The organism is Streptomyces sp. NPDC048352 (genome assembly GCF_040651895.1).
GTDB lineage: Bacteria > Actinomycetota > Actinomycetes > Streptomycetales > Streptomycetaceae > Streptomyces.
The window spans coordinates 99,091-120,186 of record NZ_JBEZKZ010000008.1 but is presented as its reverse complement, the minus strand read 5'-3'; the positions used below and the strand labels follow the sequence as shown (position 1 = coordinate 120,186).

The 21,096-nt window shown below is 73.0% G+C and carries 22 protein-coding genes; 8 read left to right on the top strand and 14 right to left on the bottom strand.

All coding sequences use genetic code 11. From position 1 onward, the window contains the following. Positions 1-37 precede the first annotated feature (37 nt). Both AB0D45_RS07325 and AB0D45_RS07320 read left to right on the top strand, forming a co-directional pair. Positions 38-820: a TetR/AcrR family transcriptional regulator gene (locus AB0D45_RS07325; RefSeq protein WP_362455780.1), complete on the top strand. Its 783-nt coding sequence runs from the start codon at positions 38-40 to the stop codon at positions 818-820. A 48-nt stretch (positions 821-868) separates the two neighbouring features. Continuing rightward, entirely contained in the window at positions 869-1,141 is a 273-nt protein-coding gene (locus AB0D45_RS07320; protein ID WP_361597031.1) for a DUF1876 domain-containing protein, read from the top strand. Between the two features lie 17 nt (positions 1,142-1,158). Here AB0D45_RS07320 and AB0D45_RS07315 read toward each other — a convergent pair whose 3' ends face one another. Together AB0D45_RS07315 and AB0D45_RS07310 are read right to left on the bottom strand one after the other, a co-directional pair. Further along, positions 1,159-1,338 carry a DUF397 domain-containing protein gene (locus tag AB0D45_RS07315; RefSeq protein ID WP_362455778.1) on the bottom strand — a complete coding sequence of 60 codons (180 nt, stop codon included), beginning with the start codon at positions 1,336-1,338 and terminating at the stop codon, positions 1,159-1,161. Continuing rightward, entirely contained in the window at positions 1,335-2,165 is an 831-nt protein-coding gene (locus tag AB0D45_RS07310) for a helix-turn-helix transcriptional regulator (RefSeq protein ID WP_362455776.1), read from the bottom strand. The genes AB0D45_RS07315 and AB0D45_RS07310 overlap by 4 nt, the downstream gene beginning before the upstream one ends. 113 nt (positions 2,166-2,278) lie before the next feature. Between AB0D45_RS07310 and AB0D45_RS07305 the strand changes: the two genes are divergently transcribed. From AB0D45_RS07305 to AB0D45_RS07295, 3 genes are read left to right on the top strand one after another with little or no spacing between them, the layout of a single operon-like run. Continuing rightward, positions 2,279-2,674, top strand: coding sequence for an ATP-binding protein (locus AB0D45_RS07305; protein ID WP_362455774.1), 396 nt, complete (start codon positions 2,279-2,281; stop codon positions 2,672-2,674). Between the two features lie 40 nt (positions 2,675-2,714). Further along, the gene (locus AB0D45_RS07300; protein WP_362455772.1) at positions 2,715-3,086 is read left to right on the top strand and encodes a hypothetical protein; all 372 of its coding nucleotides are present in this window, start codon (positions 2,715-2,717) and stop codon (positions 3,084-3,086) included. Further along, positions 3,086-5,461: a tetratricopeptide repeat protein gene (locus AB0D45_RS07295; RefSeq protein WP_362455770.1), complete on the top strand. Its 2,376-nt coding sequence runs from the start codon at positions 3,086-3,088 to the stop codon at positions 5,459-5,461. The genes AB0D45_RS07300 and AB0D45_RS07295 overlap by 1 nt, the downstream gene beginning before the upstream one ends. Before the next feature lie 128 nt (positions 5,462-5,589). On the opposite strand, the gene AB0D45_RS07290 is transcribed toward AB0D45_RS07295, so the two are convergent. From AB0D45_RS07290 to argS, 6 genes are all read right to left on the bottom strand, one after another. Continuing rightward, positions 5,590-6,387, bottom strand: coding sequence for a VOC family protein (locus AB0D45_RS07290; protein WP_361597193.1), 798 nt, complete (start codon positions 6,385-6,387; stop codon positions 5,590-5,592). Between the two features lie 118 nt (positions 6,388-6,505). Continuing rightward, positions 6,506-6,682 (bottom strand): hypothetical protein, encoded by a 177-nt coding sequence (locus AB0D45_RS07285; RefSeq protein ID WP_362455768.1) that lies wholly within the window; start codon positions 6,680-6,682, stop codon positions 6,506-6,508. Positions 6,683-6,729: 47 nt separating this feature from the next. Then, a complete protein-coding gene (locus AB0D45_RS07280; protein WP_362455766.1) occupies positions 6,730-7,176 on the bottom strand; it encodes a hypothetical protein in 447 nt (148 codons plus the stop codon). Beyond that, entirely contained in the window at positions 7,173-7,682 is a 510-nt protein-coding gene (locus tag AB0D45_RS07275) for an RNA polymerase sigma factor (protein WP_362455764.1), read from the bottom strand. The genes AB0D45_RS07280 and AB0D45_RS07275 overlap by 4 nt, the downstream gene beginning before the upstream one ends. Beyond that, positions 7,679-8,110 carry a DUF3995 domain-containing protein gene (locus tag AB0D45_RS07270; RefSeq protein WP_362455762.1) on the bottom strand — a complete coding sequence of 144 codons (432 nt, stop codon included), beginning with the start codon at positions 8,108-8,110 and terminating at the stop codon, positions 7,679-7,681. Before AB0D45_RS07270 ends, AB0D45_RS07275 begins: the two co-directional genes overlap by 4 nt. 143 nt (positions 8,111-8,253) lie before the next feature. Then, positions 8,254-10,032 (bottom strand): arginine--tRNA ligase, encoded by a 1,779-nt coding sequence (argS, locus tag AB0D45_RS07265; protein ID WP_362455760.1) that lies wholly within the window; start codon positions 10,030-10,032, stop codon positions 8,254-8,256. Between the two features lie 179 nt (positions 10,033-10,211). Here argS and lysS point away from each other — a divergent pair, with 179 nt between their 5' ends. Further along, positions 10,212-11,954 (top strand): lysine--tRNA ligase, encoded by a 1,743-nt coding sequence (gene lysS, locus AB0D45_RS07260; RefSeq protein ID WP_362455758.1) that lies wholly within the window; start codon positions 10,212-10,214, stop codon positions 11,952-11,954. 90 nt (positions 11,955-12,044) lie between these two features. On the opposite strand, the gene AB0D45_RS07255 is transcribed toward lysS, so the two are convergent. The 3 genes from AB0D45_RS07255 to AB0D45_RS07245 form a co-directional block, all read right to left on the bottom strand. Continuing rightward, positions 12,045-13,439: a DUF2637 domain-containing protein gene (locus AB0D45_RS07255; RefSeq protein ID WP_362455756.1), complete on the bottom strand. Its 1,395-nt coding sequence runs from the start codon at positions 13,437-13,439 to the stop codon at positions 12,045-12,047. A gap of 106 nt (positions 13,440-13,545) precedes the next feature. Next, complete coding sequence (locus AB0D45_RS07250) at positions 13,546-14,340, bottom strand: DUF3558 family protein (protein WP_361597073.1); 795 nt, start codon at positions 14,338-14,340, stop codon at positions 13,546-13,548. A gap of 134 nt (positions 14,341-14,474) precedes the next feature. Next, positions 14,475-15,425 carry a DUF3558 domain-containing protein gene (locus AB0D45_RS07245; protein ID WP_362455754.1) on the bottom strand — a complete coding sequence of 317 codons (951 nt, stop codon included), beginning with the start codon at positions 15,423-15,425 and terminating at the stop codon, positions 14,475-14,477. Between the two features lie 177 nt (positions 15,426-15,602). Here AB0D45_RS07245 and AB0D45_RS07240 point away from each other — a divergent pair, with 177 nt between their 5' ends. Then, positions 15,603-16,796 carry an RtcB family protein gene (locus tag AB0D45_RS07240; protein ID WP_362455752.1) on the top strand — a complete coding sequence of 398 codons (1,194 nt, stop codon included), beginning with the start codon at positions 15,603-15,605 and terminating at the stop codon, positions 16,794-16,796. A 94-nt stretch (positions 16,797-16,890) separates the two neighbouring features. Here AB0D45_RS07240 and AB0D45_RS07235 read toward each other — a convergent pair whose 3' ends face one another. Both AB0D45_RS07235 and AB0D45_RS07230 read right to left on the bottom strand, forming a co-directional pair. After that, positions 16,891-17,655, bottom strand: a complete 765-nt coding sequence (locus AB0D45_RS07235) for a hypothetical protein (RefSeq protein ID WP_362455750.1) — start codon at positions 17,653-17,655, stop codon at positions 16,891-16,893. 279 nt (positions 17,656-17,934) lie between these two features. Beyond that, positions 17,935-18,711 (bottom strand): SDR family oxidoreductase, encoded by a 777-nt coding sequence (locus tag AB0D45_RS07230; protein ID WP_362455748.1) that lies wholly within the window; start codon positions 18,709-18,711, stop codon positions 17,935-17,937. A 315-nt stretch (positions 18,712-19,026) separates the two neighbouring features. Between AB0D45_RS07230 and AB0D45_RS07225 the strand changes: the two genes are divergently transcribed. Then, the gene (locus AB0D45_RS07225; protein ID WP_362455746.1) at positions 19,027-19,500 is read left to right on the top strand and encodes a hypothetical protein; all 474 of its coding nucleotides are present in this window, start codon (positions 19,027-19,029) and stop codon (positions 19,498-19,500) included. A 16-nt stretch (positions 19,501-19,516) separates the two neighbouring features. Here the strand turns inward: AB0D45_RS07225 and AB0D45_RS07220 are convergent, their stop codons facing one another. Continuing rightward, positions 19,517-21,085, bottom strand: a complete 1,569-nt coding sequence (locus AB0D45_RS07220; protein WP_362455744.1) for an FAD-dependent oxidoreductase — start codon at positions 21,083-21,085, stop codon at positions 19,517-19,519. Between the last annotated feature and the right edge of the window lie 11 nt (positions 21,086-21,096).

The window sequence follows — 21,096 nt, the reverse complement described above, 5'->3', positions numbered from 1 at the left end:
AGAACTAGGATGTGGGTCAACGACGGAGGAGGGAGGGGTGGCGGTGGAGAAGGACCCGGCGGACGACACCGGCCTCCCGGCGAGCCTGCAGATGGCCTGGGGCCTGCGTGAACGCCCCGGCAAGGGCCCGCGCCCCACCCTCACCCTGCCGAAGATCGTCGACGCGGCCGTCGCCCTGGCCGCCGGCGAGGGCATGGACGCCGTCTCCATGGGCCGCGTGGCCAAGGAACTGGGCGTCTCCACCATGTCCCTCTACCGCTACGTCACGGCGAAGGAAGAGCTGTACATCCTGATGTCCGAGGCGGGCGTCGGCACCCCGCCCCCGCTCCCGGCCGAAGCGGAGCAGTGGGGCTGGCGGGAGCTGCTGACCGACTGGGCGTACGCGCAGCGCACCCTGCTGATGACGAAGCCGTGGATCCTGCGGATCCCGCTCACCGCCCCGCCGGCCTCGCCGAACCAGCTCGCCTGGATGGAACGCGGCCTCGCCTCGATGGCCGGCACGGCGCTGGAGGAGGGCGAGAAGCTCTCGGCGGTCATCCTCATCGGAGGCCTCGTCCGCAACGAAGCCACCATGGCCGCCGACATGATGGACGCCATCATCAAGGGAGGCGTCCCCCCGGACCAGGTGCTGGGCCGGTACGTGACCACCCTGCGCCTGCTGACCGGCCCGGACAGCCACCCCGCGCTGACCCGGCTGCTGGAATCCGACGCCTTCACCGGCTCCGGCGAGCCCGACTTCCAGTTCCGCTTCGGCCTGGACCGGATCCTCGACGGCCTGGCCCGCCTGATCGCGGACCGGACCGCTCCGCCGAGCGCGTAGCCGCCACCGGGTGCACCCTGGAATCCAGCGGCCACGGAGGTGATCGCCATGAAGGATGCCGTCGGATGGCACGTCGACGTGCGGTTCGAGGAGGACGACGAACGCACCCGCGCCGCCGCCCTCGTCCGCCTGCCGGACGGGAGCGAGCTGCGCTCACACGGCTACGCCAGCCGCCACCCCAGTGACGGGAATCAGCCGAGGGTGGGTGAGGAGCTCGCGGCGGCGCGCGCGCTCAACGATCTGAAGGAGCAGTTGCTCACGAAGGCGCACGACGAGATCGACGGGGCGTCGGGCCGCACGTCGTACCCGATCACGCGCTGACCCCGCCTGGGCGGCACCTACCGGCCGACCCAGCCGGTCAGCGCCGCCCAGCTCGCGGGCGCGAGGTCCAGGACGGGCCCGTCGGCGACCTTGGAGTCCCGGACGTGCACGGTGGCGGGCGTGGTGGCGACCTCGACGCAGTTCCCGCCGTTGCTGCCGCTGTAACTGGATTTGAACCACTTCGGTTCGGTGCTCATGGCTGTAGCTCTCCTAGCAGGCGGTCCAACTCGACCCGAGTCTCATCGAGGTTGAGGGCCAGTGTCCGCAGCATGGCATACCTGCGTTCCACCACGCTGACTTCTTTTCCGTGGGAGGTGAGGTGGCTGCCGTGCTGGCTTTCCATGTAGGCGAGTCGCTGGTGGTCCGGGGTTTCCAGCAGGACGAAGGGGCCGTCGAGCGCCGGGTGCTGGGTGCGCTCCAAGGGATAGAGCTGGAGAGACACGCCCGGAAGTACCGAGCAGGCGCGCAGATGGCTCAGCTGCGCCCGGTAGACCTCCCGGCCTCCCAGCCTCAGCCGGAGAGCGGGCTCCCAGATGACGAAGCTGAGCATGACGGGCTCCTTGCGGCTGAGGATCTCGCGCCGCTGGGTGCGTACCGCTGTACGGCCGACGATCTCCTCCTCGTCCAGTACGGGTACGCAGCTGCGGAAGACGGCTTCCGCATAGGCGTCCGTCTGAAGCAGGCCGGGCAGCACCTGGTTCTCGTACGAGGAGATGGCGATAGCCTCGCGCTCACGGTCGAGATACTCCTCGACCCATGGCGGGATCGCATCCACAGAGGGCATCTCATGGGCCGCAACGGTCAGCGTGCCCGGCAGGCCCAGGTGCAGGTCCAGCAGCTCCGCGACGTTCGGCATCAGGGCCCGGCGCCCCTGTTCGATGGAGGCGATCGTCTCCTCATCCAGCTTGACCAGGTCAGCCAGCTGTTTTTGGGTCAGGCCCTTGGCGACGCGGGCGGCGGCTACCTGCCTTCCGATCATCTTCATGGTCGTCGCGTTGGCGCGCGGGCGCTTCTTGGGTGGCATGGCGATGGACTCCCCACCTCTGCACATGGATTACCCCGGACCGACCCGTACTCATCAAGGAGTACGGGTTGGCGCAGGGTCACAGGCTAGTCACGCCGCGCCACCATCGTCCCGTGAACCTAAACACTCAACCCGGTCTGCTGCGCGAGCGGTTGTTCCCGCGGGCCTTCCAGACGGTGGCCGCCGCCCGGGCCTTCACCCGCGACACGCTCACCACATGGGACCTGACCGACCGCCGGGACGACGTGGTGCTCTGCGTGAGCGAACTGGCCACCAACGCCCTGCGGTACGGGGTCCCGCGCGGGCGCGCGTACCGCCTCCGGCTGCTGAACTTCGGCTGCTGCGTCCGCGTCGAGGTGCACGACAGCGGGCCCGGGCTGTCGCGGATCACGGCCGGACCGCCCGGGAACGGGCTGCTGCTCGTCGCCGGGGTGGCGGACGGCTGGGGAGTCCTGCCCCGGCGGCCGGGAAAGGTCGTATGGGCGGAGTTCGGCCCGGGCGGCTGCTAGCTTCGGCTGATCGGAAGGTGTGACGGCCGGAGGGGGATCAATGCCGCGTCCCTGGCGCTGGGTTGTGGTGGTCGGTGCGACCGGCATGGGGTTCCTGATCGCCTTCCGCATCGGACTGTGGGACCCCCTCGGCTGGTTCCCCGAGAAGGAGTCCGACCGGGCCTCCGCCGCCGCCGGCCTCGGCGGGGCCATGGCCGCCGTCATCGCGCTGGTCGGCGGCTGGTGGGCCGGCGGCAGCGGCGGGGACGGCGGGACCTCGGTCCGGCAGCGCGCCCGCGCGACCGGGACGTCGCGGATCACCCAGAGCGGTGCGGCCCCGGCTCCCGGCCGGGTCGACCAGCAGGCCCGCGCCGACGGCGACGCCGAGGTCCGGCAGACCGGCGGCGGTGAACCCGGCGGGGAGGCCTCCTAGTGGCCGCCGAACAGCGCGCCCGGGCCGTCGGCAACGCGCGGATCACCCAGGTCGGTGGCGACCACATCACCTACGCCGCCGGGGCCGGACCCGCGCCCCCGGCAGCCCTCGGGATCCCCGAAGGCCCCGCCGTACTGGTGGGGCGGGACGGAGCGCTCGAGGAACTGGTGGCCCTGCTCGCCGAGGGCGGGCCCACCGTGGCCGTCGTCACCGGGCTGGCCGGGGTCGGCAAGAGCGCGCTGGCCGTGGCGACCGCGCACCGGGCGGTGGAGCTCGGCTGGTTCGGGGACCGGGTGTTCTTCCTGCCCCTGCGCGGCTACGCCCCGGACGGAGGGCTGAGCGGGCCGCAGGCCGTCCAGGAGATGCTGCGGCTGCTCGGCGTACGGGACGCGGACATGCCGGGGTCGCCCGAAGCCTGGGCGGCGCTGTACCGGGCGCGGCTGGCGGGCTTCGCCCGGGCGGGGCAGCGGGTCCTGGTCGTCGCGGACGACGCGGGATCGGTGGCGCAGATCCGCGACCTCGTACCGGCCGGCCCCGCCCATCGGCTGCTGGTCACCTCCCGGCACCGGCTCGTGGCCCCGGGGTTCGCGGCCCGGCTGGTGGGGCTGGAGGAACTGGAGGCAGCGCCGGCGGTCGAGCTGCTGTCCGCCGCGCTGTCGGACGACCCCAGGCCGTCGCGGGAGCCGGAGGCCCTCACCGAGGTCGCGGAACGGTGCGGCCGGCTGCCGCTGGCCCTGACCGTCGCCGGGGCGTTGCTGGCGGGTGACCCGGGTCTGCCGGTGCGGGAGTTGGCGTCGCGGCTCGCGGTGGGGCTGGAGGCGCTGACCTTCGACTACGGCGGCGAGGTGCCGGTCGGGGTGCGGGCGGCCTTCGACCTCTCGTACGCGCGGCTGCCGGCAGGGCAGGCGCGGCTGCTGCGGCTGCTGACGGTCAATCCGGGCCCCGACTGCTCGACGGCCCACGCCGAACTCCTCGCCGGGGCGCAGGACCTGCGGCCGCAGCTCGCCGCGCTCGTACGGGCCAGCCTGCTGACCGAGCAGCCCGTCGGCTCGGGACGCTGGCGCATGCACGACCTCGTACGGCTGTACGCGCGCGAGCGGGGAGAGGAGAACGCCCGGGAGGACGGCCGGGAGGGCGTGATCGACGCCTTCCTCACCCGGCTGCGCCACGACACCGCGGAAGGCCGTGCGGCCCTGGGCCTGGACGGGAGGCCGGTGGCGGGGCAGGGCGTTCCCTCGGCGGCGGAAGCCCTCGGCCGGCTGGAAGCGGAACGCGCCGTGGCCGTCGCCGCCGTGGGCTTCGCGGCCGACACCGGACGGGTCGGGGAGGCGTTGATGCTGTCCATCGACCTGTGCGCGTACCTGAAGCTCTACGGGAACCGGCAGGACGAGCTCGTCGTGACGCGCAAGGTGGCGCAGGCGGCGCGACGGGCCGGATCCCCGGAGTTCCTGGCCGTGGCCCTGAGCAACTACGGCAGTGCCCTGACCGACCAGCAGCAGCCGGCGGAGGCCGTGGAGCAGCTGACCGAGGCGCTCGCCCTGTTCCGGGCGTTTCCCTTCCGGGAGGGGGAGGGCCTGGCGCTGACCGAGCTGGGGGCCGCGTACGCCGGCATGCAGCGCCTCCAGGAGGCGCGGGACGCGAACGAACGGGCCCTGCGGATCTTCCGTGAGCTGGGGAACCTGCACAGCCAGGGCCCGCCCCTGGCCCGCCTCGGGGAGATCCATTACAAGACGGGGAACCTGGACGCGGCCGTGGACGCGTTCCGGCAGGCGGTCGCCCTGATGAGGCGGACCGGGGACCGTCACCGGGAGGCCACCTGGTCCGGCTCCCTGGCGACGGCCCTGTGGGAGGCCGGGCAGCGTCAGGAGTCCCTGGCGGTCCGGGAGCGGGCCCTTGAGACCCTGAGGCAGCTGGGCCACCGGACGAAGGTGGCCTGGACGCTCACCGGGCTCGCCAGTTCGCTGCTTGACGCGGGGGAGCCGCAGGAGGCGTTCGTGCGGATGGAAGAGGCCTACACCCTCTTCCGGGACGCCGGTGACCCCAGGGCGGCGTCCGCCCTGAGCGATCTCGGCCTGCTCCATCTGAAGGCGGGCCGGGTGCGGGAGGGGCTGGAGTCGGCGCAGCGGGCCCGGGCGCTGCTCGCGGACGCGGGGGAGCCGGACGATCAGGCCAGGGCCGCTCAGCGGACGGCGATCGGGCTGTCCCTGCTCGGCCGGACGGGCGAGGCCGTGGAGGCCTTCGAGCGGGCGGCGGAACGCTTCCGGGAAGCCGGCCTGCCCCAGGACGCGGCGGAATGCCGCGAGCTGGCGGCCGCCCTGCGGGAGGAAGCCTCCCCACCGGGTCCACGGCGGCCGGGGCGCCGCGGGCGGAAGTGAGGGCCTTCGCGGACGCGGACCGCAGGCCCGGCCGTCCGTCGTCCGCGGGCGGGCCGCTGCGCGTACTGCTCCCCGCACCCGGCCCACCCCGGCACCCCGGCCGTCACACCGCCCGGCCGGGACGGGCGTCAGGCCGGCTGTTCCGGGGAGGACGCCGTGATGATCGAGAACGCGCCGCCCTGCGGGTCGGCGAGGACCGCCATGCGGCCGGCGACCATGTCGAACGCCGGGGCGAGGACGGTGGCGCCGGCGCGGACGGCGGCCGCCTGGATGTCGTCGACGCTGTCCACGTGGAAGTACGGCTGCCAGTGCGGCGGTACGCCCGGCGGCAGCTTGCTCATGTCCATCATCCCGCCCACCGCCCGGCCGGCGACCTTGAACTCGACGTAGTCGTCGGCGCCGGCCATCTCGGAACGGGCCGTGGTGACGGGCAGGACGGAGGAGTAGAACGCGGAGGCTGCCGGGATGTCGCCGGTGGTGAGTTCGTTCCAGATCAGTGCGCCGTGCTCGTTGACGATGCCCGCGCCCTCGAAGGTCCCGGGCTGCCACAGGCCGACGACGGCGCCGGTCGGATCGGCGACCAGGGCCATCCGCCCGAGGTCCATGACGTCCACCGGGCCCATCATGACGGTGCCGCCCGCGTCGGTGACGGACTTGAGCGTGGAGTCGATGCTGTCCGTGGACAGGTACGTGGTCCACACGGTCGGCGGCAGCGGGTCCGGCACCGTCCCGTCCGGGTTCATCGCCTTCATGATCCCCGCCACCGGCTTGCCCTTGAGGGTGCAGACGGAGTACCCGCCCTGCTCCGCCGGGCCGACCTCGCCCTGCCAGCCGAAGAGGTCGCAGTAGAAGTCGAGGGCGGCCTGCTGGTCGGGGACCATCAGGTCGATCCAGCACGGGGTGCCGGGCTTGTAGGGGCCGTTCATGTCGGGCACGGATGCCTCCGTCGGTGGTGCTGGGGAAGGACGGGCCAACCCCTACCCGGCCCCGGCGCCCGGAACCGGCCCGTACGGGTGACGTCCCGGCGCCGGGCCCGGTGCGGCGTCAGGGGCAGAGGTGGCCGGGGCGCGGGCTGCACTCGCCGGGGTCCGGGTCGACCGGGCCGCCGGGGCGGAAGGTGGACCACCAGATCGGCGTGCCGCCGGAGTAGACCACCGTGTTCCCCGTGTTCTGGATGGCGAGGTACGCGCCCAGGTGGCCGTGGGTGCGGCTGTTCGTCACCAGGCTTCCAGCACCCGGGCCGCGTCAGGGCGGAACCGGCCGTTGTCTCAGGCGCCGGACTTCCGTGCGCGGGCGTCCAGCCGGCGGGCCGCCCCCTCCAGTTCCCGCAGCGTCCCGAACGGTACGACCGCCGCGCGCGCGGGGATCCGTACGCCCCCCGTCAGGGCGATGCGGGTGCCCGACCCGTCCGGGGTCGGGGCCGCCGCCAGCCCGGCGATCAGGAACCGGCTCTGCAGCCAGCACCAGCCGGGGCGGCGGAAGCCCCGCAGGTGGGCCCGGAAGCCGTACCTGCCGCGGGCCAGCGCCTCGACGCGCTCCCCGTCACAGCGCACCACGCGGATCCGCTCGAAGTCGGGCAGGAAGTCCAGGGCGGCCATCACCGGCCACACCTCCTCGAACGGGGCCGCCACCACGCGCTCGGCCACGCGGGCCCCGCGCACTGCGGCGGCCATCACGTGCAGCCGTGCCACGGTGTCGATGTCGGTGCCGGTCATGCGGACCACGCCTTTCGGAAGCTGGAACGGGCCCGGTGCAGCCGGGACTTGGCGGTGCCGGCCGGGACACCGAGGACGGCCGCGGCGGCCTCCTCGTCCAGGCCCTCCACGTCCCGCAACACCAGCACCGCCCGGTGCGCGGGCGACAGCCGGGCCAGGACGTCCCCGATGTCGGCGGCCAGCTCGGGATCCCCTTGCGCCGGCACGTCCGCCGGCTCGGCGGGACGGACCCGGGCCGCGCGCTGCGCCGCGCGCACAGCCTCCCGCACCGCGATCGCCCGCACCCACCCGTACAGCGCCTCCGGCTCCCGCAGCGACCGCAGCGACGTGAACACCGCCAGCAGCGCCTCCTGCGCGGCGTCCGGGCCGTCCCCGAGGGCGATCGGGGTGCAGATCCGGGCGATGTAGGGGGCCAGGTGGTCGAGCAGCTCGTGCAGCGCCAGGGTGTTCCCCGCCCGGGCCGCCCGGGCCAGCGCCACCCCGCGCTCGCGTTCCTGCGGGCTCACCTGGCGCGTGCCAGCCGGGCCACCGCCCAGCCGAAACCGAGGCAGGTGGGCGTGTACACGGCCAGGTTCAGGGCGTGGAAGGGGCTGCCCGGCGGACTCGCGAGGACGCCCGCCGCCCAGCCCAGCCCCGCCAGGCCTCGTACTCCGAGCCCCACGGCCACCGCCCCCGTCACGGCCCGCGCGAGCCGGCCCCCGCGCCCGTACCCGTGCGCCAGGACCCCCGCCCCGGCGGTCAGCGTCAGCGCCGCCAGCGGCAGCACCACCCGCGGCCCGAAGGACACCTCCGTGCCGAGCACGGCGAGCGACAGGGCCCGCTCCCCGGACGCCGGCCAGGTCGCCCCGGTCGCCCAGTACAGGTGCGCCAGCCCGTCTGCCCCCAGCAGCCCCGCCACCGCGATCCCGGCCCGCCGCCGCGCCGTCCCGTCCATCCCCGCTCCCCTCACCGTGCCGCGCCCTGACACACCGAAGAGGCCCGCTCCCGCCCGGACGTTCCCCGTGACGCCGCTCACACGCACGACGGCCCCCTCCCTTGCCGGGAGGGGGCCGTCCGCCGAGCCGGTGCCGGACCTCGTCAGAGCTTCTCGGGAGTGCGGATGCCGAGGAGGGACATGCCCTTCGACAGCGTCCGCGCGGTCAGGTCGCACAGGAAGAGGCGGTTCTCGCCGACCACGAGCTCCGGCTCCGGCTTGATGACCGGGCACTGGTCGTAGAACGTCGTGAACAGCGACGACAGCTGGTAGAGGTACGCCGCCAGCTTGTGCGGCGCGTACTCCGCCGCGGCCTCGCCGATCAGCGCGCCGAAGCCGTCCAGGTGCAGGCCCAGCGCGCGCTCCGCCGGGGCCAGCTCCAGCTCCGGGTGGGCGGCCGGCCGCCGCTCGCCCGCCTTGCGCAGGATGGACCGGATCCGGGCGTACGCGTACTGGAGGTAGACGGAGGTGTCGCCGTTGAGCGAGACCATCTGGTCCAGGTCGAACTTGTAGTCGCGCGCGGCCGACGTCGACAGGTCGGCGTACTTCACCGCGCCGATGCCCACGTACTGGCCGTTCTCGACGATCTCCGCCTCCGTCAGGCCCACCTTCTCGGCCTTCTCGCGGACGACGGCCGTCGCCCGCTCGACCGCCTCGTCCAGCAGGTCGACCAGCCGGACCGTCTCGCCCTCACGGGTCTTGAACGGCTTGCCGTCCTTGCCGAGGACCGTGCCGAACGCCAGCTGAACGGCCTTGACGTCCTCGTTGAGCCAGCCGGCCCGGCGGGCCGTCTCGAAGACCATCTTGAAGTGCAGCGACTGCCGCGCGTCCACCACGTAGATCAGGGACGTGGCCGACAGGTCGGAGACGCGGTTGCGGATCGCGGAGAGGTCGGTGGCGGCGTAGCCGAAACCGCCGTCGGACTTCTGGACGATCAGCGGCGTCGGGTTGCCGTCCGGCCCCTTGTACTCGTCGAAGAACACGCACAGCGCGCCGTTGGAGCGGACGGCGACGCCCGACTCCTCCAGCAGCTTGCAGGTCTCGACCAGCATGTCGTTGTAGCCGGACTCGCCGACGACGTCCGGGTCCTGGATGTCCATGTCCAGCTTGTTGAAGACCGAGTAGAAGTAGATCTTCGACTCGTCCACGAACCGCTGCCACAGGGCCAGGGTCTCCGGGTCGCCCGCCTGGAGGTCCACCACCCGGGCCCGGGCGCGCGTCTTGAACTCCTCGTCGGAGTCGAAGAGGGCGCGCGAAGCCTTGTAGAGGCGGTTGAGGTTGGACATCGCCTCTTCACCGGAGGCCTGGGGGTCCCCCTCGGCGGCCTTGTGGTCCAGCTCGTGCGGGTGCTCCAGCAGGTACTGGATCAGCATGCCGAACTGGGTGCCCCAGTCGCCGATGTGGTGGCGGCGGATCACCGTCTCACCCGTGAACTCCAGGATCTCCACCATCGCGGCACCGATCACGGCGGACCGCAGGTGGCCGACGTGCATCTCCTTGGCCACGTTGGGCTGCGCGTAGTCGATCACGGTCGTGCCGGCGGACGCGTTGAGCGGCACGCCGAGCCGGTCGTCGGCGGCACGGGCGGCCAGGGTCTTGATGATCGCCTCGTCGGAGACGGTGATGTTGAGGAAGCCGGGGCCCGAGACCTCGACCTCCTTGATCACCCCGCCCTTGTCCAGGCCGTCGAGGACGGTGGCCGCCAGCTCGCGCGGGTTGGCCTTGGCCTTCTTCGCGAGCGCCAGGATGCCGTTGGCCTGGAAGTCGGCCCGGTCGCTTCGTCGCAGCAGCGGGTCGGCGGCACCGGCCTCCGGCAGGGCGGAGACGAGGGCGTCCGCGACGCGCTGTTCGACGGAGGAAGCGAGGGAAGGGACCGAGGCCATGAGCTGCCGTTCCTGTGAGGTTGCGCCTGAAGGTGCACTTGGGTGTTCCGACAAGTGCCGAGTATCCCACGCGGAGGGGCCCGGCCTCTCGGGATATCACTGCGCGGAAGCAACCCCGGAGCGGCAGCTTCCGTCTGGGAGAATGGCCGAAGCCAGCATTCGAGATAGAAGGACGTGTCGTGGCTCAGAGCGCCCAGAGCAGCAGCACAGAGACCGACTGGGTCTCCCGTTTCGCGGACGAGGTCATCGCCGAGGCGGAGCGCCGAGCCCCGGGCAAAGTGATCGTCGTCGCGTCCGGGCTCTCCCCCTCCGGCCCGATCCACCTCGGCAACCTGCGCGAGGTCATGACCCCGCACCTGGTCGCGGACGAGATCCGCCGCCGCGGCCACCAGGTCCGCCACCTCATCTCCTGGGACGACTACGACCGGTACCGCAAGGTCCCCAACGGCGTCCCCGGAGTCACCGAGGCGTCCCACGCCCAGCACATCGGCCGCCCGCTGACCGCCGTGCCCGCGCCCGAGGGGTCCCCGTACCCGAACTGGGCCGAGCACTTCAAGGCCGCCATGGTCGACTCCCTGGCCGAGCTGGGCGTCGAGTACGACCCGATCAGCCAGACCGAGCAGTACACCTCCGGTGCCTACCGCGAGCAGGTGCTGTTCGCGATGAAGCACCGCGCCGACATCGACGCCGTCCTCGACCAGTACCGCACCAAGCAGAAGCCGGGCGGCAAGAAGCCCCAGCAGAAGCAGGCCGACGCGGCCGAACTCGAGGCCGCGGAGGGCTCGGGCGCCGCCGCCGAGGACGACGGCAGCGCCGAGGGCGCGGAGTACTTCCCGTACAAGCCGTACTGCGGCGCGTGCAACAAGGACTTCACCAAGGTCACCGCCTACAACGACGAGACCACCGAGCTGACCTACGTCTGCACCGAGGACGAGTTCACCGAGACCGTCAAGCTCTCCGAGTTCAACCGCGGCAAGCTGGTCTGGAAGGTCGACTGGCCCATGCGCTGGGCGTACGAGGGCGTCGTCTTCGAGCCCTCGGGCGTCGACCACTCCTCGCCCGGCTCCTCCTTCCAGGTCGGCGGGCAGATCGTCGGCCTCTTCGGCGGCGAGCAGCCCATCGGCCCGATGTACGCCTTCGTCGGCATCTCGGGCATGGCGAAGATGTCCTCCAGCAAGGGCGGGGTCCCCACCCCGGCCGACGCGCTGAAGATCATGGAACCGCAGCTGCTGCGCTGGCTGTACGCGCGCCGCCGCCCCAACCAGTCCTTCAAGATCGCCTTCGACCAGGAGATCCAGCGCCTCTACGACGAGTGGGACAAGCTGGAGGCCAAGGTCGCCGACGGCACCGTCCTGCCGGCCGACGCCGCCGCGCACGCCCGCGCCGTCCGCGTCGCCTCCCACGAGCTGCCCCGCACCCCGCGTCCGATGCCGTACCGCACCCTCGCGTCGGTCGTCGACATCACCGCCGGGCACGACGAGCAGACCCTGCGGATCCTCTCCGACCTGGACCCCTCCCAGCCGCTGGGCTCCCTGGACGAGGTCCGGCCGCGCCTGGACCGCGCCGAGAACTGGATCACCACCCAGGTCCCGGCCGACCAGCGCACCCTCGTCCGCGAGGACGCCGACACCGAGCTGCTGTCCTCCCTGGACGACGCCGGGCGCGAGTCGCTGCGGCTGCTCCTGGAGGGCCTCGACTCGCACTGGTCCCTGGACGGGCTCACCACGCTCGTCTACGGCGTGCCGAAGGTGATGGCCGGCCTGGAGCCCGACGCCAAGCCGACGCCGGAGCTCAAGGTCGCCCAGCGCGAGTTCTTCGCCCTGCTCTACCGGCTGCTCGTGACCCGCGAGACCGGCCCGCGCCTGCCCACGCTGCTGCTCGCGGTGGGCGCGGAGCGGGTGCGCAAGCTGCTCGCCGCCTGACGCGGAGCGCCCGTACGGAAAAGGGCCCGCACCCCCGGTTCGCCGGGGGTGCGGGCCCTTTTCCGCGGTCGCGGCGCGCGGTCGCGCGGGTTACGGGATGTGCTCGTCCATCAGGTCGCGCTGGTAGCGCTCCTTCAGCCGGGGGATCAGCTGCTTGAGCTCGGCCGCGTCGCGCGAGTCCGCGATCCCGAGGCGGTCGGAGAGGCGCTCCTCCAGCTGCACGGGGCTCGGGACCTGGGCGTACTCCTCGATGTAGGCCCGGAAGACCTCGTACGCGGCCTCCCGGAACTTCTCCTCGTCGGCGTCGGAGAGGGCGTCGGCGGGCTCGGCCTGCTCGGCCTGCTCCTCCGGCCCGGCCGGGGGCATGACCGGGATCGGCTCCAGGCCCTCGACGTACTGCGGGTTGTAGTCGCCCTCGTACGCCGCCTGCGGGGCGAGCGGCGCCGCGAACCAGGCGCTGTCGTGCGCCGCGGGCATGGCCGTCGGCTCCACCACGAAGGGCGCCGGGCCGTGCACGGGGCCGGGGACGGGGGCGGGGGCGGCGACGGGCGGCTGGGCCTGCGGGCCGGCCTGCCGGGGCAGCCCGGCGGGGGCCCGCGTACCGGTCTCGGGCTGCACGGGGGCGGCCTGCGCGGGTTCCGGCACGGAGTGCTGCCCGGAGGCGTGCGCGGGTTCCTGCGCGGAGGTGTGCGCGGGTTCCTGCGCGGAGGTGGGAGCCGGGCCGGGGGCCGGCGCCGCCACCAGGGCGGGAGCACCCGCCGAGCCCGCGGTGACCGCCGCCGGAGGCAGCAGCACCGGGTCGATGCCCGCGGCCGCCAGCCCCTCGGGCGCCGTCTGCGACAGCGGCACACCGATCCGGGCCAGGCGCAGCGGCATCAACGCCTCCACCGGCGCCTTGCGCCGCCACGCCCGCCCGTAACGGGCCTGGAGCCGCGCCTGGTAGATCAGCCGGTCCTGCTCCATGCCGACCGCCTGCTCGTAGGAGCGCAGCTCCCACAGCTTCATCCGGCGCCACAGCTTGAAGGTGGGCACCGGCGACAGGAGCCAGCGGGTGATCCGCACCCCCTCCATGTGCCGGTCCGCGGTGATGTCCGCGATCCGGCCCACCGCGTGCCGAGCCGCTTCGACCGTGACCACGAACAGCACCGGGATCACCGCGTGCATGCCCACGCCCAGCGGGTCCGGCCAGGCCGCCGCGCCGTTGAACGCGATCGTCGCCGCCGTCAGCAGCCACGCCGTCTGGCGCAGCAGGGGGAACGGGATGCGGATCCACGTCAGCAGCAGGTCCAGCGCCAGCAGCACGCAGATGCCCGCGTCGATGCCGATCGGGAACACCAGCGAGAAGCTGCCGAAGCCTTTCTTCAACGCCAGCGCGCGCACCGCGGAGTACGAACCCGCGAAACCGATGCCCGCGATGACCACGGCTCCGGCGACCACGACACCGATGAGAATCCGGTGCGTACGAGTCAGCTGCATCGCGGCCACGCGATCCCCTCCCCTTGCCTTGTCGAGCTACGGCAGGCACAGCGTACGGGTGACTGCGCGTCACCCGTGCCGTAGGCCCCCTCCTGTCGGCGGGTCTGCTGCCGGGCTACTGCTGGGGCGAGGCCGACGCGGAAGCGGAAGCCGAAGCGGAACCGGACGGAGCCGCACCCTGGTCGGTGTTGGCGGAGGCGATCGAGGCAACCGTCTCCTTGGCCGCGGAGATCGCGTCCTGGAGCAGCTTGCCCTGGTCCGGCGCACCGGCGCCCTCGTAGGCGGCACCGTTGAAGTCGAGGGTCACCACCACGTTCTGCGTGCGGACGACGACCGTGTTGTTGAAGAAGTCGACGTCCTTCTTCACGCCGTAGGCCACCGTGGTGCCCTGGTCGCCGACCCCGCCGGCCTGCTCCACCTTGACGTCGTGCGCGCCCTCGGAGGCCTTCGCCAGCTCGATCTGCTTGTTGTACTGGTCTTCCGCACGCTTGTTGCCGCTGCCGAGGGAAGCGTGCGAGTCGTAACGGACCAGGGAGACGGACAGCCAGCGGTACTGCGAACCCTTCGCACCGTCGGTGTCCAGGCCGTTCCAGGAGCAGCTGGCGCGGTTCGAGAGGTCGTTGGACTTCGCCGCCGTGCCGTTCTTGTCCTTCGCCTCGGGGACGAGCGACTCGACGGTCTTGCCGGCCAGCGCCTTGCAGGGGTCGGGCAGCTTCGCGAAGGCCACCTTCTCCAGCGGGGCCGACGGCTTCGTGCTCGGCTTGGCGGACGCGGAGGAATCGGACTTCTTGCCGGAGTCCGAGCCGCCCGAGGACTTGCCCGAGTCGGACGAGCAGCCGGCGACGGCGAGGATCACCGGGACGGCTGCGCAGGCGAGAACGCGGGTGAGGCGCGAGGCTGATCGGTGCATGTTTCCTTCAGACGTTGGGGGCTTCTTCGGGGCGCGTTACGGGCGCGGGACCCGAGCAACGGTAGCCCGACCGGGCGCCCGGCTGCTGTGCGCGCCGTCACGGGGGGCGTGCGCGCCCCCCGTGGGGGGCGCTGTCACTGGTTGAAACGCTCGGCCAGGGCCTGCGCCAACTGACGTGCCCTGTCCTGCGTTTCCGCACTCGGGGGGACCGTGCCCGGGCCGGACGGCTGCACGCTGTACTCGACGGTGACCAGGACGTTGGAGGTGCGGAAGACGATCCGCACGGTCCGGGCCTGGGCGGCGGTGGCGCCGGCCGCGGCGAGCTTGTCGTCGAGGAAGGCCTCGTTGCCGAGCCCCTCCAGGACGCGCGAGCCGAGCTCGGGCGGGGTACTGGGGGAGGCCGGCGCGGAAGCCGGAGCGGAACCCGAACCGGAAGCGGCCGGGGCAGGCGCGCCACTGCCGCCCGGAAGGCCGGCGGGGCTCGCGCCGGGGCCCGTGGCGGAGCCTGTGGCGGGGGCGCCGCCCGGGGGCGGGCCGGTCGTCGGGCCGCCCGTCGGGTTGCTCGTCGGGCCGCCCGTCGGGTTTGCCGTCGGACTGACCGTCGGGCCGGTCGGGCCGGGGAAGGGCAGGTGCGCGTCGGTCAGCCGGCGCACGTACACCTGGCGCGCCTTGTCGTCGTCGCTCGTCGTGGCACGGTCGTACGAGACGACGCGCTCGAAGGTGACCGACAGCAGCAGCGTCCCCTCGGGGGTCTGCGCGTTCCACCGGCAGCCGACGTGCCGGTCACCGTCGTACGAGGCCTCCGCGGTCCCGGCGTAGAGCTGGTCGCGCTGTTCGGTGGTCAGGGAGTCGACGGCCGGGAGCATGGCCCGGAGCCGCTTGGGGTCGGCGGCCTTGCAGGGCTGCGGCAGGCTGCGGTACTTGCCGGGCTGCGCGGGCACGGCGGTGTTCCCGCCGCCCTTGGGGTCGCCGGCCCCGGTGCCGCTGCTGTCGGTGCACCCGGCGAGCCCGGCCGTGCCGGCCACGAGCGCGGTGAGCATCGCGATGCCCGGCAGGACTCGGCGACGTACCGGCGATCGGTCCACGTCCACTGGCTCCCCTGGCTCCTTCGGGAAATTCCGTTGCCGCGACTCGGGCACGGATGGACACAATGTCTATCGCACACGCTGGTGCCGGCGCCGGTTCCCTGTCTGCTTTGGGGCTATGAGCGCGGCTTTTCGCGTATTCATACTTTTCTGTGGATTTCAGGGGATTCTTGTCTTATGTCGTACGTAGAGGTACCAGGGGCGAACGTCCCGATCCGGATGTGGGCGGACCCGGCGTCCGTCGAGGACAGCGCGATGCGGCAGCTCCAGAACACGGCCGGGCTGCCGTGGATCAAGGGCCTGGCCGTGATGCCGGACGTGCACTACGGCAAGGGCGCCACGGTGGGCTCGGTCATCGCCATGAAGGACGCGGTCTGCCCGGCCGCGGTCGGCGTGGACATCGGCTGCGGCATGTCCGCGGTCAAGACCTCCCTGACGGCGAACGACCTCCCCGGCGACCTGTCCAAGCTGCGCTCGCGCATCGAGCAGGCGATCCCGGTGGGTGCGGGCATGCACCGCGAGGCGGTGGACCCGGGGCGGCTGTACGGCTTCTCGGAGGAGGGGTACTCCGACCTCTGGGAGCGCTTCGACTACCTCGCGGACGCGGTCAAGTTCCGGCGGGACCGGGCACTGCGGCAAACCGGGACATTGGGCTCTGGTAATCACTTCGTAGAGATTTCAATCGATATGTCGGGAGAAGTGTGGCTCATGCTGCACTCGGGCTCCCGCGGTATCGGCAACGAGCTCGCCGCGCACCACATCGGCGTGGCGCGGGGACTGTCGCACAACCAGAACCTCGTCGACCGGGACCTGGCGGTCTTCCTCGCGGCAACCCCGGAGATGGAGGCGTACCGCAGCGACCTCTTCTGGGCGCAGGAGTACGCGAAGTACAACCGCGCCGCCATGATGTGCCTGCTCAAGGAAGTCATCCGCAAGGAGTTCCGGAAGGCCAAGGTCTCCTTCGAGCGGGAGATCAGCTGCCACCACAACTACGTGGCGGAGGAGCGGTACGACGGAATGGACCTGCTGGTCACCCGGAAGGGCGCGATCCGCGCCGGCAGCGGCGACTACGGGATCATCCCGGGCTCGATGGGCACGGGGTCGTACATCGTGAAGGGGCTCGGCAACGAGAAGTCCTTCAACTCCGCCTCGCACGGAGCGGGCCGCAGGATGAGCCGGACGGCGGCGAAGAAGCGGTTCACGACGCGCGACCTGGCGGAGCAGACCCAGGGCGTGGAGTGCCGCAAGGACTCGGGCGTCGTGGACGAGATCCCGGGCGCGTACAAGTCGATCGAGCAGGTCATCGACCAGCAGACGGACCTGGTGCAGGTCGTGGCGAAGCTCAAGGCCGTCGTCTGCGTGAAGGGCTGAAGCGCTGAAGCGCTGAAGGCCCGAGGGGGGCACCGCCGTGGCGGTGCCCCCCTCGGTCGCCCGTCTGCCGGTGTGGTGTCAGCGGGCAGGGGTGCTAGCTGATCTTCGAGAGGCCCTTGTCGATGTGGGGGGCGCTGCTCGGCTTCAGCGGGGTGTGCTTCTTCTTGGTGGGCGGCGGCGGGACCTGTCCCGGCTGGGGGTTCGCCGGGGTCCAGACGACCGGGGTCGGGCAGTCGAGCCGGTCCGGCTCGCCCCGGACCACCGCGCACTCGGTCTCGTAGACGGTTCCGGATGCGGTGAGCACCTCGACGATGACCCGGTTGGCGGTCTCGGCGATCGTGACGCCGCAGGGGTTGGCCGGGAACGTCGGGGAGCCGGTGGTGAGGTTGTACCAGGTGTAGGCCGGGGTGGTCGGGTTGGCCGCGTTGAAGTCGTAGACACCCGCCCACACGATGCCGTTGGGGCCCAGTACGGCCTTGTACTTGACTTCTTCCTCGTCCCAGGAGGTGGAGATGTCCACGCAGGGTCCGGGCGGCCCGGGGGTGCCGGGGGCGCCGTCGCGGCCGTCACGGCCGTCACGGCCGTCGCGCCCGGGAGGTCCGGGAGGCCCGGGAGGGCCGACCCGGCCTTCGCACTTGTCCTTGTGCGGGTTGGCCTTGGCGCCCTTGACGTCGGGGTCGTAGTCGTCGTCGTCCCTGCAGTCGTCGCCGCCGCCCTGCGCGCTCGCGGCGGCCACCGCGGCCGCCTGCGGCGCACCGGTGTCGGCCTGCACGGGGGTGGCGAGGCCGAGCATCGCGATGGCCATCGAAGCCACCGCACCGCCGGCGAGCCATCTGGTCTGCCGGGGTAGCGGGCCCATGGGGGACGGTGTCCTTGTCTCAGGACTCATGTGTGGTGCTCCTCGTGGAACCGGAGGGTCTGACCCTGGGGGGTCGACCTCGAGGTCTGGCGACCTCGATCTGCATGGTTCGGCCGCCGGGTCCCGTGCGGCGTGAGGCGCGAGGTCCGATCATCTGATCGGCGGCACATATGGCGCCGATCGGCCGAGCCGGGGTTCCGGCGGGGTCGCGGCGGGTGAGGGACGCGGCGAGGGCCGCCGGCTGGCGCCGGCGGCCCTCATGTCGCTCCGCAGGGCCGACTAGAGCTCGCGGTGCACCTTCGTGTTCGAGGCCTGGGCGCGGGGGCGGACCACCAGGAGGTCGATGTTGACGTGGCTGGGGCGGGTCACCGCCCAGGTGATGGTGTCGGCCACGTCGTCGGCGGAGAGGGGCTGCGCCACGCCCGCGTAGACCTTCTCGGCCTTGGCGGAGTCGCCGCGGAAGCGGGTCTTCGCGAACTCCTCGGTCTTGACCATGCCGGGGGCGATCTCGATGACGCGGACGGGCTGGCCCACGATCTCCAGGCGGAGGGTCTCGGCGAGGACGCGGGCGCCGTTCTTGGCGGCGACGTAGCCCGCGCCGCCCTCGTACGTGGCGTGGCCGGCGGTGGAGGAGAGCACGACGACCGTGCCGTCGCCGGAGGCGGTGAGGGCGGGCAGCAGCGCCTGGGTGAGGTTGAGGGTGCCGATGACGTTGACCTCGTACATCGTGCGCCAGTCGGCGGGGTCGCCGGTGGCGACGGGCTCGGCGCCGATGGCGCCGCCGGCGTTGTTGACGAGGACGTCGACGGAGGGGAAGCGTTCCAGGGAGGCGGCGAAGGCGTCGACGGCGGGGCGGTCGGTGACGTCGAGGGCGTGGGCGGTGGCCTCGTGGCCGGCTTCGGTGATCTCGGCGGCGAGGGCCTCGATGCGGTCCTTGCGGCGGGCGGTGAGGACGACGTGGTAGCCGGCCGCGGCGAGCTGCCGGGCGGTGGCCGCGCCGATTCCGCTGCTCGCGCCGGTGACTACGGCGGTTCGGGTGGCCGGGCGCGTGCTCATGGGCGGGGCTCCTCGTGGGGTCGCGTGGTCGCGGGGGTCGCGGGTCGCGTGGTCGCGGGGTCGCCCGCCGGTTCGGTCGTTCGTACGGGCGAATGCCCGCCAGCATAGGCCGGGTCGGCGGCGCGGCGCGTACGTGATCACGGCTGCTGCGGCGGGGGTGAGGGGCGCGGTGGCGGTGATCGGCCTGGTCCGCGGCCTGCGCCGGGGCCCGGTGCCGGGGGCGGGGCGAATGGCGGAGGGCTTGCCCTCATTCGTGTGATGGTCCGATCGGCGGCTGGGCGGGGTGGCTACCGTCCGCGCGAGGAGGTGGTGGCGGTGCGCCGTGGTGCCGTACGGAGTGTGGTGGTGGCGGGCTTGCTGGTGCTGTGCGGGGCCGGGCCGGCGGATGCCCGGTCCGGCCCCGGGGCGGAGGCGGACGTGGCGTACCACGGGCGGGTCCGGCTGTCCCACGGGCAGCTGAAGCTGTGGATGGTGCCGCGGAACGAGGGCCCGTCCGCGGTGCCGGACGCGACGGTGCGGGTGCGGCTGTCGGCGGACCTCGCCGACCGGCCCGAGCTGGACGAGGGGTGCGCGCGGGTGGGCCGGCGGGAGGTCGTGTGCGAGACGGGCGCGCTGCCGGAGCACGGGCAGGGCCGGCACATCGCGCTGCTGCTGGGGCTGCGGGAGCGGCCGGCAGAGGTCGCGGTGCGGATCGACACCCTGTGGGACGGCGGCGCGACCGACCGCAACCACGCCAATGACGAGCACGTGGTGCTGGCCCTGGACACGGGCGACACGTACGCCTTCTGAGGCCTGTCGGAGGCTGCTACGCCTTCCGGGGCCGTCCTCCCGGGAGCAGCCAGCGGGCGACGGCGGCGGCGGTCTTGGCGTCGTCGGCCGCGGGGGCGCTCCAGGCGACGTAGCCGTCGGGGCGTACGAGGACGCGGGCGGTACGCCCCTGCGTGGCCCAGTGGTGGTGCGTGAGGGGCGTTCCGGGCGGGGTGGCCGCGCCGGGCGGGGTGATGAGGACGAAGCCGCCGGCGCGCAGGGCCTCGTAGAGCCGCGTTCCGGCGGCGAGGGGGAGGTCGGGGGCGCGCCGGCCGGCGGGGGTGGGGCGCCGGGTGCCGGGCGGCGGCGGGTAGGCGATGCCGATGCCGGAGACGAGGCCGAGCGCGCGGTCCTGGGCGGGGCCGAGGCGGGCGAGGAGGCCGGCGCCGAGGCGGCGGGCGGTGCGCCGGGCGGGGGTGCCGGCGGTGACGGCGCGGACGAGGGCGCCGCTGGCGCGCAGGACGAGGCGGCCGACGGGGTGGCGCTCGCGGTGGTAGCTGTCGAGGAGGGCTTCGGGGTCGGGGGCCTGGCCGTGCAGGACGGCGGCGAGTTTCCAGGAGAGGTTGGCGGCGTCCTGGAGCCCGGTGTTCATGCCGAGGCCGCCGGCGGGGGAGTGGACGTGCGCGGCGTCGCCGGCGAGGAAGACGCGGCCGGCGCGGTAGTGGGGGACCTGGCGTTCGTCGCTGTGGAAGCGGGACATCCAGCGCGGGTCGTGCATGCCGTGGTCGCTGCCGAGGGCGGCACGGGTGAGGGCGCGCAGTTCGTCGAGGGAGGTGGGGTCGGTGTCGGCGGCCCGGGCGTCGGGGCTCCAGGCGATGGCGCGGTACCAGCCGTCGCCGAAGGGGACGAGGAAGGCGAAGGCGTCGGCGGTGCCGTTGGCGGTGAGGGTGTCCTCGGGCGGGTCGGTGAGGCGGACGTCGGCCAGGATCATGGAGCGGACGACGGCCTGGCCGGGGAAGGGGAGGCCGAGGCGGTCGCGGACGGTGGAGCGGACGCCGTCGGTGCCGACGACGTGGCGCGCGTGGATCTGGCGGGGGCGGCCGTCGGGGCCGGGGCCGTGGTCCTCGGGGCCGTGGTCTTCCGGGCCGGCCTTCTCCGTGTCCTGGACGTCGAGGGTGACCGTCTCGTGGTCCTGGCGGAGGCCGGTGACCTGGCAGTCGTATTGGATGACCGTCCCTGTGGACAGTGCGCGGCGCTCGAGCAGTTTCTCTGTCTCATATTGAGGCGTGATGAGCACGAAGGGGTAGCGGCTACGCAGTCGTCGGAGGGAGAGGGCCATGGAACCGAAGGGGCGCAGCAGGTCGATCCGCCGGCCGGTGGAGACGAGTTCGTCGGCGAGGCCGCGCGCGTCGAGCAGTTCGAGGGTGCGGGCGTGGACGGCGAAGGCGCGGGTGAGATTGGCGGCCGTGCGGGGCCGCTTCTCCAGGAGGGTGACGGAGAGTCCGGCGGCGGCGAGGTCGCCGGCGAGCAGGAGTCCCGTGGGTCCCGCGCCGACGACGGCCACGTCGAAGACCTCGGTGGTGCCGGTGTCGCCGGATGCTCCGGTGGTGTCCTCAGCGGCAGTCATGCTCCAGGAGT

Excerpts from the sequence above, each read along its gene's own strand:
- AB0D45_RS07270 (WP_362455762.1), bottom strand. The coding sequence starts at position 8,110 with ATGGACGGGACGGCGCGGCGGCGGGCCGGGATCGCGGTGGCGGGGCTG.
- AB0D45_RS07300 (WP_362455772.1), top strand. The coding sequence starts at position 2,715 with ATGCCGCGTCCCTGGCGCTGGGTTGTGGTGGTCGGTGCGACCGGCATG.
- AB0D45_RS07250 (WP_361597073.1), bottom strand. The coding sequence starts at position 14,340 with ATGCACCGATCAGCCTCGCGCCTCACCCGCGTTCTCGCCTGCGCAGCC.
- AB0D45_RS07320 (WP_361597031.1), top strand. The coding sequence starts at position 869 with ATGAAGGATGCCGTCGGATGGCACGTCGACGTGCGGTTCGAGGAGGAC.
- AB0D45_RS07220 (WP_362455744.1), bottom strand. The coding sequence starts at position 21,085 with ATGACTGCCGCTGAGGACACCACCGGAGCATCCGGCGACACCGGCACC.
- AB0D45_RS07310 (WP_362455776.1), bottom strand. The coding sequence starts at position 2,165 with ATGCCACCCAAGAAGCGCCCGCGCGCCAACGCGACGACCATGAAGATG.
- AB0D45_RS07290 (WP_361597193.1), bottom strand. The coding sequence starts at position 6,387 with ATGAACGGCCCCTACAAGCCCGGCACCCCGTGCTGGATCGACCTGATG.
- AB0D45_RS07280 (WP_362455766.1), bottom strand. The coding sequence starts at position 7,176 with ATGACCGGCACCGACATCGACACCGTGGCACGGCTGCACGTGATGGCC.
- AB0D45_RS07315 (WP_362455778.1), bottom strand. The coding sequence starts at position 1,338 with ATGAGCACCGAACCGAAGTGGTTCAAATCCAGTTACAGCGGCAGCAAC.
- argS (WP_362455760.1), bottom strand. The coding sequence starts at position 10,032 with ATGGCCTCGGTCCCTTCCCTCGCTTCCTCCGTCGAACAGCGCGTCGCG.
- AB0D45_RS07240 (WP_362455752.1), top strand. The coding sequence starts at position 15,603 with ATGTCGTACGTAGAGGTACCAGGGGCGAACGTCCCGATCCGGATGTGG.
- AB0D45_RS07230 (WP_362455748.1), bottom strand. The coding sequence starts at position 18,711 with ATGAGCACGCGCCCGGCCACCCGAACCGCCGTAGTCACCGGCGCGAGC.
- AB0D45_RS07235 (WP_362455750.1), bottom strand. The coding sequence starts at position 17,655 with ATGGGCCCGCTACCCCGGCAGACCAGATGGCTCGCCGGCGGTGCGGTG.